This is a genomic window from Alkalilimnicola ehrlichii MLHE-1 (genome assembly GCF_000014785.1).
GTDB classification, from domain to species: domain Bacteria; phylum Pseudomonadota; class Gammaproteobacteria; order Nitrococcales; family Halorhodospiraceae; genus Alkalilimnicola; species Alkalilimnicola ehrlichii.
In genome coordinates, this window is sequence record NC_008340.1 from 244,529 (window position 1) to 258,633 (window position 14,105).

At 67.6% G+C, this 14,105-nt stretch carries 12 protein-coding genes; 6 read left to right on the forward strand and 6 right to left on the reverse strand.

The features are described 5' to 3' along the window. The 5 genes from MLG_RS01060 to MLG_RS01080 all read right to left on the reverse strand — a co-directional run bounded on the left by MLG_RS01060 (position 1) and on the right by MLG_RS01080 (position 6,991). Positions 1-903 carry a TorD/DmsD family molecular chaperone gene (locus tag MLG_RS01060; protein WP_011627964.1) on the reverse strand — a complete coding sequence of 301 codons (903 nt, stop codon included), beginning with the start codon at positions 901-903 and terminating at the stop codon, positions 1-3. Between the two features lie 341 nt (positions 904-1,244). Next, on the reverse strand, positions 1,245-2,438 hold the full coding sequence (gene nrfD, locus MLG_RS01065) for an NrfD/PsrC family molybdoenzyme membrane anchor subunit (RefSeq protein ID WP_011627965.1): 1,194 nt from the start codon (positions 2,436-2,438) through the stop codon (positions 1,245-1,247). Positions 2,439-2,452: 14 nt separating this feature from the next. Further along, entirely contained in the window at positions 2,453-3,202 is a 750-nt protein-coding gene (locus MLG_RS01070) for a 4Fe-4S dicluster domain-containing protein (protein WP_011627966.1), read from the reverse strand. Positions 3,203-3,227: 25 nt separating this feature from the next. Next, a complete protein-coding gene (locus MLG_RS01075; protein ID WP_011627967.1) occupies positions 3,228-5,741 on the reverse strand; it encodes a molybdopterin-dependent oxidoreductase in 2,514 nt (837 codons plus the stop codon). Then, on the reverse strand, positions 5,738-6,991 hold the full coding sequence (locus tag MLG_RS01080; RefSeq protein WP_049753497.1) for a 4Fe-4S binding protein: 1,254 nt from the start codon (positions 6,989-6,991) through the stop codon (positions 5,738-5,740). The genes MLG_RS01075 and MLG_RS01080 overlap by 4 nt, the downstream gene beginning before the upstream one ends. A gap of 268 nt (positions 6,992-7,259) precedes the next feature. Between MLG_RS01080 and MLG_RS01085 the strand changes: the two genes are divergently transcribed. The 6 genes from MLG_RS01085 (at position 7,260) to MLG_RS01110 (ending at position 13,491) form a co-directional block, all read left to right on the forward strand. Next, positions 7,260-8,159, forward strand: coding sequence for a substrate-binding domain-containing protein (locus MLG_RS01085; protein ID WP_011627969.1), 900 nt, complete (start codon positions 7,260-7,262; stop codon positions 8,157-8,159). Beyond that, complete coding sequence (locus tag MLG_RS01090) at positions 8,156-9,622, forward strand: sensor histidine kinase (RefSeq protein ID WP_011627970.1); 1,467 nt, start codon at positions 8,156-8,158, stop codon at positions 9,620-9,622. The genes MLG_RS01085 and MLG_RS01090 overlap by 4 nt, the downstream gene beginning before the upstream one ends. Beyond that, positions 9,619-10,953, forward strand: coding sequence for a sigma-54-dependent transcriptional regulator (locus MLG_RS01095; protein ID WP_011627971.1), 1,335 nt, complete (start codon positions 9,619-9,621; stop codon positions 10,951-10,953). Before MLG_RS01090 ends, MLG_RS01095 begins: the two co-directional genes overlap by 4 nt. Positions 10,954-11,075: 122 nt before the next feature. Then, complete coding sequence (tal, locus tag MLG_RS01100) at positions 11,076-12,221, forward strand: transaldolase (RefSeq protein ID WP_011627972.1); 1,146 nt, start codon at positions 11,076-11,078, stop codon at positions 12,219-12,221. Then, positions 12,218-12,604, forward strand: a complete 387-nt coding sequence (apaG, locus tag MLG_RS01105) for a Co2+/Mg2+ efflux protein ApaG (protein ID WP_011627973.1) — start codon at positions 12,218-12,220, stop codon at positions 12,602-12,604. Before tal ends, apaG begins: the two co-directional genes overlap by 4 nt. A 47-nt stretch (positions 12,605-12,651) precedes the next feature. After that, positions 12,652-13,491 (forward strand): symmetrical bis(5'-nucleosyl)-tetraphosphatase, encoded by an 840-nt coding sequence (locus tag MLG_RS01110; RefSeq protein ID WP_011627974.1) that lies wholly within the window; start codon positions 12,652-12,654, stop codon positions 13,489-13,491. Positions 13,492-13,509: 18 nt separating this feature from the next. On the opposite strand, the gene ampD is transcribed toward MLG_RS01110, so the two are convergent. Further along, positions 13,510-14,070: a 1,6-anhydro-N-acetylmuramyl-L-alanine amidase AmpD gene (gene ampD / locus MLG_RS01115; protein ID WP_011627975.1), complete on the reverse strand. Its 561-nt coding sequence runs from the start codon at positions 14,068-14,070 to the stop codon at positions 13,510-13,512. Positions 14,071-14,105: the final 35 nt, after the last annotated feature.

Here is a 14,105-nt window from a genome sequence, read left to right on the forward strand (position 1 = left end):
TCAGCGGCTCTTGACTTCCTTGAATTCGGGGTTGGTGTGCTGCATGCCCATGGCGCCGGCCCGGCAGTCGGGGCAGACGGCCAGGTGGCTGGCGTCCAGCCCTTTAGCCCGCAGGGTGGCCATCATCCCCGCGAGATCGCCGGAGGCGGCGAAGGGCTTGCCGCAGCGGGCGCACTCGGTCTGGTTGCCGGCGCTGCTGGCGGCCACGGCGGCGGAGGCCTCTGCCAGTTCGGGGGCGTCCTCTTGCGCTTCGGCCTCCGGGGCGGGCACCTGGGCCTGCAACCAGCGGGCGTCCTGGTCCAGGCTGTCGCGGACCAGGCGGGCCAGCAGCAGGTAGGGCGCGCCGTGGGGGGTGTCGCGGACCTCCTGTTCGAGCTTGCGTACCCAGTCGTTGGGCCAGGGGCGCAGGAAGCGGTTGAGGAAGTCGCGGGCCTCCTCCAGGTAGTGGGTGGCGGATTCGCCGTCCTCGGCCTGGCTGGCGGAGGCGAGCAGCAGGGCGAGGAACTGCAGTTGCAGGGCCAGGTGGTCGGGGGTGTCGCGGAAGCTGACGTCCCTGGCCAGGCCGTGGCGCTGGTAGTAGCCCTCCATCTCCACGACGCTGGGGCCCATCATGGCCTGATCGATGTAGAGGCCGGCGTTCAGGGGTGCCGGGTAGGGGGGCACCAGGAAGAGACGGCTGTAGCCGCGCAGCAGGGTCTCGTGACTGTCGATCTGGCGCATGGCGTTGCGCAGTTGTTGCCCGGCGTCGGTGTCCGGGAGCAGTTCGTCCAGGTCCGCGGGCAGGGCCTCGCCCATGGCCTCGTGGTATTCGGCCTGCACCGGGGGGATGAAGGCCTGACCGAGGCAGAGGTAGAGCTCCGCGCGGGTCATCAGGTGCTCGGCGTGTTGTTGCAGGTTCGGCATGGTGTTGTCTTGGCCTGATTCGTTGGTCTGGGGGGCGTAGACGCCATTTTAGACGTCCACGGCTTCGTTCGGGGGTTTTTGGAGAGGGCTGCCGGGGTGGCGGGTTATCGATTGAGGCTCCAGTTGCGCACCCCTTCGGGGTGCCCTGCGCTACTCGCCAAAAGGCGGCGGCGCGAACTCGCTTCGCTCGGACAGGCGCGCCTTTTTTCCGCCTTTTTGCTGCGTTGCTCGGTGCGCAAAGTCGCCTCAATCGATAACCCGCCACCCCGGCAGCCCTCTCCAAAAACCGGCAGGTGAAGGGGCGCCGGGGCCTCCCTGCCCCGGCTTTCCGTGCCCCTGCGTCAGGCCGTGGCCTTGGCCTCGGCCTCCGCTGCCTCCTCCAGTTGCTCCGGCACGGCGGAGAGGTTGAAGAACTTCTCGCCGAGCACGTAGAGCGTAAAGATCATGGCGGAGCCCATGATGGTCAGTGCCCACTCGGTGGCCGAGGGGGTGTACTGGATCATGTTCCAGGCCCAGGTGCCCTGGAACAGCGGGATGACCTGGCCGCCCACCACGAAGAAGTAGCGTTCGGCGAACAGGCCGCCAAAGGTCAGCACGGAGACCAGCACCTGTACCTGCGGGTTGACGCGCAGATTGCGCGACATCATGAGGGCGAACGGCACCAGCAGGCCCAACAGCAACGAGAGGATGTACACCGGCGAGGCGAACAGGTAGTCCGCCCAGACGTGGTAGACCTCCGGGTTGTTGGTGTACAGGCCGGTGATGGCACGCACGGCCACGAACAGGATGGTCAGCCCCAGCACCGCGGCGAACAGTTTGGGCAGGCCGTTGTTCAGGGCGTTCTGCAGCTTCTGCGGCATCTTGCTGCGGTCGAAGCCGTAGGCCAGGTAGCTGAAGAACACCAGCGCGGCCATGCCGCTGGTCACGGCGGTGAGGTAGAAGTAGATGGGCAGCGAGCCGTCGAACCAGAACGGTCGCATGCTCATCATGCCGAAGATCAGCGCCAGGTTACCACTGGCCAGCAGCACGCCCAGGAAGGAGGCGATGCCGATGATCTTGGTGTTCTTGCTGTCCCAGTCGCCGGCCTCCATCTTCTGGAACTTCCAGAGCAGGAAGAGCAGGTCGGCGGCGTAGAACACACCCATCCAGAACATGGCGGACTGGATCTGCATGTTGAAGGGGATGGCCCACAGCATGCGGAAGGTGTGGCCCAGCTCCAGCGCCAGCACTGCCATACCGGAGATCAGGATGATGAAGGCCAGGAAGATGGCCCGCTTGGCGATGCCGTAGTACTGCTTGAAGCCGAACACCAGGGGCAGCGAGGCGATCAGGCCCAGCCCGGACGACGCCAGGGCGAAGTACAGGTAGGTGGAGATCGGCTGCCCCCAGGGCAACTTCGAACTGACGTTGAAGGCGGCGTGACCCACCGTGTTGAGCTGGAAGATCACGTAGCCGAAGGTCGCCACCATCACGGCGGCGGAGAGTATCAGCAGGCCGGTGCCCAGCCCGCCCTTCATGACGTTGTTATCTGACATGGTCGTTCACCCCCTCAGGAATTGCGCGGGCTGAAAGCGGGCACGCCGGCGCCGGCGCCCAGGTAGTAGACCTGCGGGCGGTTGCCCGTATGGTCCAGCAGCCGCACGCCGTGCTTGTCGCCGATGATGCGGTTGACGTTGGACTCCGGGTTGTCCAGGTCGCCGAAGTAGCGGGCCTTGGGTGGGCAGGTGCGCACACACGCCGGCACGTACTCGACCAGCTCCGGATCGTCCTCGTCCAGGTCGGGCACGCCCTCGGGGGCCTTGCTGACCTTGTGGTAGCAGAAGGTGCACTTGGAGACCACGCCCTTGGGCTGGATGCCGATGCCCCGGCGCCAGTCCTGCTCCGGGTTCTGGTAGGGCGGGCTCCACATCTGCCCGTTCTCGCCCGGGTAGACGTCGCGCATGTCCGGCTCGATGAGCGGCTGCTCGTCGGCGTAGAAACGCACGCCGTAGGGGCAGGCGATCATGCAGTATTTGCAGCCGATGCACTTGTTCCAGTCCACGAAGACGATGCCGCCGGCGTCCGGGTCCTTGTAGGTGGCCCGGGTCGGGCAGACGTGCACGCAGGACGGGTCCTCACACTGCATGCAGGGCCGCGGCAGCCACTTCATCTGGGCGCTCGGGTACTCGCCCTCGTTGTAGTACAGCACGTCCTGCCAGCTCTCGCCGGGCAGGGTGTTGTTCTCCATGGCACAAGCCGTGGTGCACGCTTGGCACCCGGTGCACTTGTCCAGGTCGATGACCATTCCCCACTTAGCCATTATTCATGTCCTCCAGTTATCAGGCTCACGCCTTTTCCAGCCGCACCTTGGCGGTGTAGTAACAGGCGAGCCCGGAAATCGGGTCAGAGAGGTTCTCGGTGAGATCACCCGAGTGCCCTGGTTTCATGTCACGGCCCTGGGCGGTGGCCCAGCGGCCCTGGGCCCAGTGGCCGTACTCCATGGGCAGCACCAGGGTGTCCGGACGGTGCCCCGGCATGTAGCGGGCCACGGCGAGGATGGACTTGGTCTCGCCCCGTACCTGGGCGGAGAGGCGGACGGTGTCGCCGTCGTTGATGCCGCGCTCCTGGGCGGTCTTGGGGTGGATCTCCAGGTAACAGGTGCCCCGACCCCCGACAATGGGCTGCATATAGGCCTGGGCCTGCGGGATGTTGGCGCTGCGGCCCTCCGCGTGCAGCGGGGTCTTGGGGGTGACGAAGTGCAGGTCACCGTCGCCGGTGTGGCGGGGCTCCACCCACTGGATGAGTCCGACCCGATCCTCGGCGATGCCCATCTCCCGGGCGATATAGTTGGCGTTGTTCTCCAGGAAACTGGACTTGAACTCGAACTTGCCGGAGGCCGTGGGCATGAGCTTGTCCTTGACCTCGTCCTCCGACATCTCGATGTTGTAGCCCTCGCCGTCCCACTCGTAGAAGGTGCCCCGCCAGTAGCGCCAGTGGTAGGGCTTCTTGTACCAGACGCCCTTCTCCTTCCAGCTCTCGAAGTCGTTGACGCCATTATCGCCCGGGTCGTTGGCGAAGCCGGCGGCGCGGTGGCGCAGCATGTTCTCCACATCACCCAACTCGCGGTAGTAGTCCGCCATCGGGCTGTTAATGCGCTTGCCGATCTCGATGATCATGTCGCCGAAGTGTTTGGTGTCGTACACCGGGTCCACGGCCGGGGTGCGCAGCGCGGCCATGGGCCAACCCTCGAACGGGTAGGTGGGCGAGTCCTGCAGCCGCTCCAGGTAGGTGTGCTCCGGCATGATGATGTCGGCGTACATGGCCGTCTCGCCGGGGTAGGGGGAGGTGTCGATGATGAAGACGTCCTTCAGTGCCTCCTCCCACAGGCGCGGGTCGGGCGCGGTCCAGATGGGGTTAGTGACGAAGAACATGGCCGTGTCCAGCTTGTAGGGGTCGCCGGCCAGGTGGTGCTTGGCGCACTCCTGCATCATGGTGCCGGCCATCGGCCACTTCTCGGTGCCCGCCATGTCGATGCGCGGATGCTTGCCCTGCATCTCCCGGGCGTAGTCGTCCATGTAATCGTCGGCGCTCACCGGCAGCGGGCCGTAGGAGGGACCCATCTGGTAAAACAGCCCGCCCTCGGCGAACATGCTGCCCACCAGCGCGTTCAGCGCGTGCACCGCCATGCCATTGTAGGTGCCGTTGAAGTGGGCGGTCGGCCCACGCTCCATGATGGCCATGGCCGGGCGGGTGGTCGCGAACTCCCGGGCCACGGTATAGATGTGCTTGGCCGGGATGGTGGTGATCTCCTCGGCCCACTCCGGGGTGCGGTCCTTCAGCTCCCCGTTCCACCATTCGGCCAGGCCGTGGGTCCAGTTGGCCTGGAAGGCGTCGGGAATGATGGTCTCGCCGGTGCGGAAGTGGTTGCGGCCGTCCTCGAAATCGCCGACGAACTCCTTGTCCCACAGGCCCTCGGTGAGGATGACATGGGCGATGGCCAGGGCCAGGGCGCCGTCGGTGCCCGGCTTGATCATCAGCGCGCGGTCCGAGGCCGCCATGGTGGGATTCATGCGCACATCAATGGTGGTTACCCGGGTCTTGGGGCTCTTCGTGCGCATGTGGCCCCAAACCTGCATCAGGTAGTTGTAGGGGCGGAAGGCCTCCAGGAAGCCGGCGCCGAAGTTCAGGATGTAGTTGGTGTTGCGGTAGTCGTAACTGTTGTAGGAGTCGTTGCCGTCAGTGGCGCGCTTGGCCCGCTTGGAGCCCTCGGCGCACATGGAGGCGTGGCCGATGGCCGAGTTCGGGGTGCCGTAGAGCTTGCCGAAGTCGCCGTACAGGCCAGCATCGGAGGAGCCCCAGCCGCGACCGTAGAAGTGGGCAAAGCGATGGGACTCGCCGCGCTCGCGCAGGCGGTTGAGCCGCTCGGCGACAATATCGAAGGCCTCGTCCCAGGAGATGGGCACGAACTCCGGGTCCTCGTCGCGGCCCTTGTTGGGGTTGGTGCGCTTCATCGGGCCCTTGAACCGGTCCGGGTCGTACAGCAACTGGGTGCCCAGGTGGCCCTTGGGGCAGAGCTTGCCGTTGGCGATGGGGTTGCCCGGGTCGCCGTAGATGGCGTGCACCCGTCCGTTGGTGGTGTAGACGTTGATGCCGCAGCGGGCCGGGCACTGGTGACAGATGTTCTTGGTCACACGGGTCTCGCCGCCCGGCCGGGCATTGACATGGGTGGAGGTGGTGCTGGCGGCGGTGAAGCCGGCCAGCTTGCCCACCCCGGCGGTGGTCGCGGCCGCGGCGCCGGTGGCACCGGTGGCCTTGAGGAACCGCCGCCGGTTAAGCAGCGTATCCAGGATCATTTTCATCGCCTTGTATCCTCCTGATCATCGTGATCCCCGGGTTGGGTGCCCGGGTCTTGTGCGGGGCCCGCGGCCCCGGAGCTTGAGCCTGCCCCGAAGAGCAGGTCGCGGCCCGAATCCTGGGCCAGTGCGGCATCCTTGCGGCAGCCGGGACAGAGCGTGTGCTCCTTCCCCGCGGTGAACGTGGTGTGACAGCGCTGGCAACGCTGCCGGTGGTGTCGGGTGGCCGGGACGCGTCCCACATAGGGGTGGCCGTCGCGTTCCGTTATGGTGATGGCCTTTTCCGGGCAGACCTGTTGACACAGGCCGCAACGGATGCAGAAGAGCGGGTCGTAGTCCAGCCCGCTGCCGTCCTCGTCCTCCACCGGTTGCAGGGCGCCGGTGGGGCAGAGCGCCGCGCAGATACGGTGGTTGCAGCAGGCGTCGGAGATCTTCGCCTGCGGAAAGAGGGTGTTGGGCAGGCTCTGGTCCTGGGCCACCGCCAGGGCCGCCAGGGCCTCCACCCGGCGAAGGCGCGGTGCGGGCTGAACCCGGCCCGAGACCATCGGCACTGCGGCCGGCGCGGCCGGGCCGGTGCCCTGGATCTGTTCCGCGGCCCCGGCCGCGTGGCCGGCCAGCCGACGGAACAGCCCCCGGCGGCTGACCCGTGTCTCCCCGCCGGGTGTGGGGGTCTCCCGGCGGTACAGGTGGGCGGGTAGCGGGGCCTTCCGCAGGCTGGGGCTGCGCCCGGTAAGCCCCAGTGAGGCCAGGGCCTCGCGGCACTCGGTCAGGGCCTGATCCACCGGCGGGCGCCGGCAGTCGGCGGCGGCCGGGCAGTCGGCGCACCAGCCCCGGTCGAGCAGTTCCACCGGACGCTCGCCGCACTCCTGCACCAGTCGCAGCAGGCGATCGCTGCCCAGGCCCCCCAGGCAGGGCACCCGCAGGGCGCCTTCCGGGGACTGCTCCGGCGGCACCCGCCAACAATCCACGGCCAGCGGTGCGGTGGCCTGGTCATCGCCGGGGTGGCTGTCCAGCCCGGCGCCGTTGATCGCCCCGGTCGGGCAGGCCGCGGTGCAGCGGCCGCAGGCGACGCAGTCGCCGGTCAGTTGCGGGCCTTTCGGCGTGGCGGTCAGGGCATCCACCGGGCAGGCCTGGCTGCAGGCACGGCAATCGGACAGGGGCGAGCGCGCCGGCAGGCAGGCGTTCTCCTGCCACAGCAACCAGGGCTGGGCATCGCTCAGGCGATGCCAGGCCGACTGTTCGGCGGACTCTGACAAGCGGCTTCTCCTCCACACCCCGGCCCGGTTCATTGATTTATTCCCCCGCCGTGCGAGGGTCGGGCCGTTGGTCTAATTGCGAAGTAACTTTTATAGTGGTGTGGTCTTAAGCAATAGCCTTGCCAAGTGGCGTGGTGTGGCATTTAGACGCAGCGCGGCGCAGGATGGCCCAGCGAATCTGCGCATGAGTGTTACCGGTGGGTAACGTAAACGAGGTGGTTCCGGCTTGAATTGTTACCGATAGGTAACGGCCGCGTGGAGGTGGAAGATGGCCCGTTGGTTCGGTTCCGTATGGTTGGCGCTGTTGGTGGCGTCGACACCCGCGGCGATCGCCGCAGAGCACGCTGCAGAGCAATCGCAGCCCCTGCGTATCGGCCTGACGCCGGTGATCCTGGAGGATCAATTGAGCTTCCTGGACGAGTGGCAGACCTACCTGGAGCGGCGCACCGGCCGGGAGGTGCAATTCGTGCGCCGTAACAGCTACGGTGAGGTGGTGGAGCTGGCTCTGCGGGGCCGGATCGACTTCGCATGGCTTTGCGGCTACCCCTACGTCCAGCATGACACCCGATTGGGTCTGCTGGCGGTCCCGCGGTTCAACGGGGCGCCCCTCTACCAGGCCTATTTAATCGTGCCGGCCAATGACCAGGCGACCGAATCCATCAAGGACCTGGCCGGCCGGGTATTTGCTTACTCCGATCCCAATTCCAACTCCGGCTGGCTCTACGGCCAGCAGTTGCTGGACGAGGCCGGCGTCATGGACCCGGAGCGCTTCTTCCTGCGCACCTTCTTCACCTTCAGCCACCGCAAGGTGGTGGAGGCGGTGGCGGAGCGCGTGGCCCATGGTGGCCTCGTGGATGGCTACGTCTGGGAGACGCTGGCGCTGGACCGGCCCGACCTCACCGGGCGGACCCGGGTCGTGCATCGCTCCGAGCCGTTTGGCTTTCCGCCGCTGGTGGCTTCTCCCGGCACCACCGAGGGCGAACGCCGGGCGCTGCAAGAGGCCCTGTTCGGTATGGATGAGGACCAGCGCGGACGGGAGTTGCTGGAGCGCTTGAACCTGGAGCGGTTCGAGGCCGGGGATGAGTCGCTCTACGACGGTATCCGCGATCTCAAGCGCCTGGTGGATGTGGGCCGGCTGCCGGAGCCGCCGGACGGCTACGAGCGATGATCGAGAACATCAGCTACCGCTACAAGGTGCCGCTGAACATCACCCTGGTGGTGGTGCTGACCGCGGCGGTGATCTCGCTGACGGTGTTGGGGCAGGCCTGGCGCGATCTGGAGCGGGACCTTTACCAGAACGGCCAGAGCCTGGCCCGGGTGCTGGCCCATGGGGTCGCCCCGGCGCTGTTGCAGGAGGACGTCTGGGGGGCCTACGAGACCATCCGGACCCCCATGGCGGTGGACATGGAGCCCCACCTGCGCCCGGAGAGCATCATGGTGCTGGACGAGCACCACCGGATCTATGTCTCCACCGATCCGGACCGCCTGCCAATCCTCGCCCGCCCCGCCGAGGCGGACCCCGATCTGGCTCCTCTGGGGCGGTTACTGGCCGGGGAGGGGATCAGTGGCCCGGAGCGGCTGCAGTTGGCGGGCAACGAGTTCCTGGTGCTGTTGCCGGTGGAGATGGATGGCAGCGTGCTGGGTACGGTGGTGCTGGGCTATTCGCGCGCCGGGTTTCTGCCCCGTTTTCTCGGGGCGATGCAACAGGTGTTGGTCACCACGTTCCTGATCCTGCTGGTGCTGGTGCCGGCCGGATGGTGGCTGGGCCGGCGGGTGGCCGAGCCGCTGCTGGCGCTGTCCGCCTGTATGGATAAGCTCGGCAGCGGCTCCGCGGAGCGGCTGGGCTGCCAACTGCGGCGTACCGGCGACGATGAGATCGGACGGCTCAATCGCCAATTCCACGCCCTCATTGAGGAGTTGCAGGAGAAAGAGGCCCTGGAGCGGGAGATGGTGCGGGCCGACCGGCTGGCGGCCATCGGCCGGCTGACCTCCGGGATCGCCCACGAGATCAACAACCCGCTTGGCGGCATGCTCAACGCACTCAACACCTATAAACATCATGGGGCGCCGGACCCCTTCACCCTCAAGACCCTGTCGCTGGTGGAGCGCGGTCTGCTGCAGATCCGCGATATCGTCGGCGCTCTGCTGGTGGAGACCCGGCTTAAGGGGGAGGACCTCTGGGCGGAGGACCTGGAGGATGTGCGTACACTGCTGGCGCCGGACATTCGCCGAAAGCAGGTGAACCTGGACTGGGACAACCGGCTTCAGGGGCCGGTGCCCCTGCCGGCGACCCCGGTGCGTCAGGTGCTCATCAACCTGCTGCTCAACGCGGTGCGCGCGGCGCAACAGCGTGGTCGGGTCGATTGCCGGCTGGAGCGTGTCGACGGCTGGTTGCTGATCACCGTCTGGAACGACGGCGACCACATACCCGCCGAGCGCATGGATCACCTGTTCGAGCCCTTCTCCGGTGCCAGTGCCGTGGGCAACGGCCTGGGCTTGTGGGTAACCTATCAGATCATTGAGCAGCTAAGTGGGCGTATTGAAGTGGAGAGTCGACCCGACGACACCCGATTCGTCGTCCAGTTGCCGCTGGAGGCCCGTGAGGCCGAGCTGCGGGAGGCGCTGTCATGAGCGCTCGCCTGTGTCTCATCGAGGACGATCCCATCATGGGTGAGTCCCTGCAGGATCGCTTCACCCTGGAGGGGTTTCAGGTGGACTGGTTCGTGACCGCGGCACAGGCCCGGGAGCACCTGCGGGGCGGGGGATACGCGGCGGCCATCAGTGACATCCGGCTGCCCGACCAGGAGGGGGATGCCCTTTACCTGTCCTTGAAACGCGACGGCCAGGTGCTCCCCCCGTTTATCTTCATCACCGGCCACGGTGCCATCGAGACGGCGGTCCAGCTATTGAAGGAGGGGGCTGCGGATTACGTTACCAAACCCTTTGACCTGGATGAGCTGGTCACCAAGGTGCGCGGGCTGGCGGAGGCTCAGGGGGGAGACGCCCCGGCCGAGGAGGGCGAGCCCCTGCTTGGGATTGCACCGGCCATGCGGCGGCTTGAGGAGCGTCTGCGCCGCCTCGCCCGCGCCGGGGCCGGCGTGCTGATCACCGGTGAGTCCGGTGTCGGGAAGGAGCACGCCGCGCGCCTGCTCCACCAGGCCGGTGCCGGCGACGGTGAGCGCCCCTTCGTGGCGGTGAACTGCGGTGCGTTGACCGAGAGCCTGCTGGAGGCCGAGCTGTTTGGTCATGAACGAGGCGCTTTCACCGGCGCGGCCCGGGCGCGGCGCGGCGTGTTCGAGCAGGCTCAGGGGGGGACCCTGTTTCTGGACGAGATCGGCGATATGTCGCCGGCGATGCAGGTGCGTCTGCTGCGCGCGATTCAGGAACGCTGCATCACCCGGGTCGGTGGCGAGACGCCCATCCCCGTGGATATCCACCTGGTGTCCGCCACCCACCGCGACCTGCGTGCCCTGGTGGAGTCCGGTGAATTCCGCGAGGACCTCTACTACCGCATCAACACCGTGCAGGTGCGCATCCCGCCGCTGCGCGAACGGCCCGAGGATATCCTCTGGTTCGCCGCCCGCTTCCTCGCCGAGGCGGCTGCCGAGCAGGGACGGGAGGATCTGCAGGGGCTGTCCGGTCAGGCCCAGGAGGCGCTGCTGGAGCACCACTGGCCCGGCAATCTGCGTGAGCTGCGCCATGCCATCGATCGGGCGGTCATCCTCGCCGAGGGGCCGCAGGTCACCCCGGCGGATCTGTTTGACGACCGGGATGAGCCGGGCCTGCCCGATGAGGCGGGCCAGGGGCTGACCGATTACCTGCGTCGTTGCGAACGGGCCCATATCGTGCAGGCGCTGGAGGCCCACGGCGGGCATATGGCCCGGACCGCCGCCAGCCTGGGGATCAGCCGCAAGAACCTTTGGGAGAAGATGAAGAAGCTCGGGGTGAAGGCGCCCGGATAGCGAGGGCGGCTGTGCGCTGTCGCTGGTTTGTCGCAGTGGGGTGCGGGGGCTACGCTTCAAGTCAGGGCGGCAAGGCGGTTATACTGCCCGGTTCCCGATCAAATCAGGTGCGGAGGCGCACGGTGACTCGCAACAACCCCCTAAGAGAGCTGATCGAATTGGGCCAAAGCCCCTGGTTCGACAATATTCATCGCCGCATGCTGGAACAGGGCGAGCTCCAGCGCCTGGTGGAGGAGGACGGCCTGCGCGGGGTGACATCCAACCCCACCATCTTCCAGAAGGCGATCGGTGGTAGTGACGCTTACGACGCCGCCATCGCCGACGCCCTGGCCGCCGCGCCGGAGCTGGATGCTGAGGGGTTATTCATGCACCTGGCCCTGGCCGATATCCGTGCCGCCGCCGACGTGCTGCGCCCGGTCTGGGAGCAGACCGACGGTGCCGACGGTTTCGTCAGCATGGAGGTCTCGCCGGAACTGGCCTGGGACACTGACCGCACCATTGCCCAGGCCCGAGAGCTTTTCGCCCGCGTCGACCGGCCCAATGTGATGATCAAGGTGCCGGCCACCCGCGAGGGCCTACCGGCCATTGAGGCGCTGATCGCCGATGGGATCAGCGTCAACGTCACCCTGCTGTTTTCCGTGCAACGCTACACCGAGGTGGTCGAGTCCTGGTTGGAGGGCCTGCGGCGCCGGCGCGAGGCCGGGCTGCCGGTGAATGATGTGCAGTCGGTGGCCAGCTTTTTCGTCAGCCGGGTGGACAACAAGGCGGACCCCATCCTGCAGGCCGCCGGGGACGCCGGGGCCCGCGAGCTGCTGGGCAGTGCCGCGATCGCCAACGCCCGCGCTGCCTATGCCCATATGCAGCGGTGGTTGAGTGGCCCGCGCTGGCCAGAGCTGGCCGCCGTGGGCGCCCGCCCGCAACGCCTGCTGTGGGCGAGCACCGGCACCAAGAACCCGGACTACTCCGACGTCCTCTACGTGGACCGGCTCGTCGGGCGGAACACGGTCACCACCCTGCCGCCGGCCACCTGGGAGGCCTTCCGTGACCACGGCGCCGCCCGGCCGGTGCTGGAGGACGGCGACGACGGTGCCGCCACCCTGGCTGCCCTGGCCCGCCACGGCGTGCAAATGGACACCATTACCGCCGAGTTGGAGCGCGAGGGGGTGCAGGCCTTCGTGGATTCCTACCGCGACCTGCTGGGCACGCTGCAGCGCAAGGCGGCCCAACTGGGGGCCACACCGGCCCGCGGCAACGCGGAGGGTGCATGAGCGACGAGCAGGAGCGCTACTGCATCGAGGTGGACGTGGATCCGGCCTACGTGGCGGATCAGTCTGATCCGGCCGAGGACCGCTACGTCTTCTCCTATACCATCACCATCAAGAACCTGGGCGCGGTGACCGCCCAGGTGGTCAGCCGCCACTGGGTGATCACCGACGGCAGCGGTCACGAGCGCGAGGTGCGTGGCGAGGGTGTGGTCGGCGAGCAGCCCCGCATCAAGCCCGGCGAGGGCTTTCGCTACACCAGCGGGGCCATCCTGGAGACGCCGGTGGGCAGCATGCACGGCAGCTACCACCTGGTGGCCGAAGACGGCACGGTCTTCAACGCCGATATTCCCGCCTTTACCCTGGCTGTGCCGCACACGCTGCATTAATCTGCCCACTCGGCGCGAACCCCAACACCAGCATCGGGAGTTGTACGTTGGCTGTCTACGCGATCGGCGATCTGCAGGGCTGTCTGTCTCCGCTGGAGGCGCTGCTGGAGCAGCTGCGCTTCGATCCCGCCCGGGACCGCATCTGGTTCGTGGGCGATCTGGTCAACCGGGGCCCCGATTCGGTACGGGTGTTGCGCTACGTGCGTGCCCTGGGCGAGGCCGCCGTCACCACCCTCGGCAACCACGACCTGCACCTGCTGGCGGTGTGGGCGGGCACGGCCCGGGCCAAGCGCAAGGACACCGTCCACCAGGTGCTGGATGCCCCCGATGGCGAGGAGCTTCTGCACTGGCTGCGCTTTCAGCACCTGACCTGGCGCGACGACGATCTGGGTTACTTCATGGTTCATGCCGGGGTGCCGCCGGTGTGGAGCCTGGATGAGGCCGAGACCCGCGGCCGCGAGCTGGAGGCGGTGCTGCGCAGTGAGGACTACCTGGCCTTTTTCGAGAACATGTACGGCAACCAGCCCGACCGCTGGGATGAGGGGCTGACCGGTTGGGACCGGCTGCGCTATATCTGCAATGCCTTCACCCGCATGCGCTATGTGGACGCCGACGGCCGCCTGGACCTGCGTTGCAACAGCGCGCCGGGTAGCCAGCCGGATGGCCTCTACCCCTGGTACGAGGTGCGCGAACGCCTGCGCCCGGAGCCGGACCCGCTCACCATCGTCAGCGGCCACTGGTCCACCCTCGGGCTTTGCCAGCGCGGCGGCAATGTGGCCATCGACACCGGCTGCCTCTGGGGCGGCTCCCTTACCGCCCTGCGCCTGGACAGCGACGAGCGCGAGATCATCAGCCGCCCCTGCCCGGCCTTCCTGGAGCCGAAGTAGCGCGCGCCGCCCCGCGGGTCACGCATGGAGAGCGGCGCGCAGGCGGGCCCAATCAAAGGCCGGGCCCGGGTCGGTCTTGCGCCCCGGTGCCACATCGCTGTGGCCCACCACCCGCTCCGGCGTGATCCCCGGAAAGGCCGCCATCAGTGTTCGGCACAGGGGGCCGAGCACCTGGTACTGGGCCTCGGTGTAGGGCGTCTCGTCCGTGCCCTCCAGCTCGATCCCGATGGCGAAGTCGTTGCAGCGCTCGCGACCGGCGAGGCGGGACTGGCCGGCGTGCCAAGCCCGCCGGTGCAACGGCACATACTGCGTCAGCGCGCCGTCCCTCCGGATCAGCAGGTGGCAGGAGACCCGCAGCCGGTGCACCCGGGCGAAGTAGGGGTGGGCATCGGCCGGCAGCCGGTTGGTGAACAGCCGGTCGATCCAGGGACCGCCGAACGCCCCCGGCGGCAGGCTGATGCCGTGAATGATCAGCGCGTCCACCGCTACCCCCGCCGGGCGGGCATCCTGGTTGGGCGAGGGGTGCTGGTGGGCCGGCCGGATCAGGCCGCTGGCCGGGTCGTACCGGAACGTGGGCATGGGGCGCGGGCTCCTGGGTTGGTAGACTGAATACT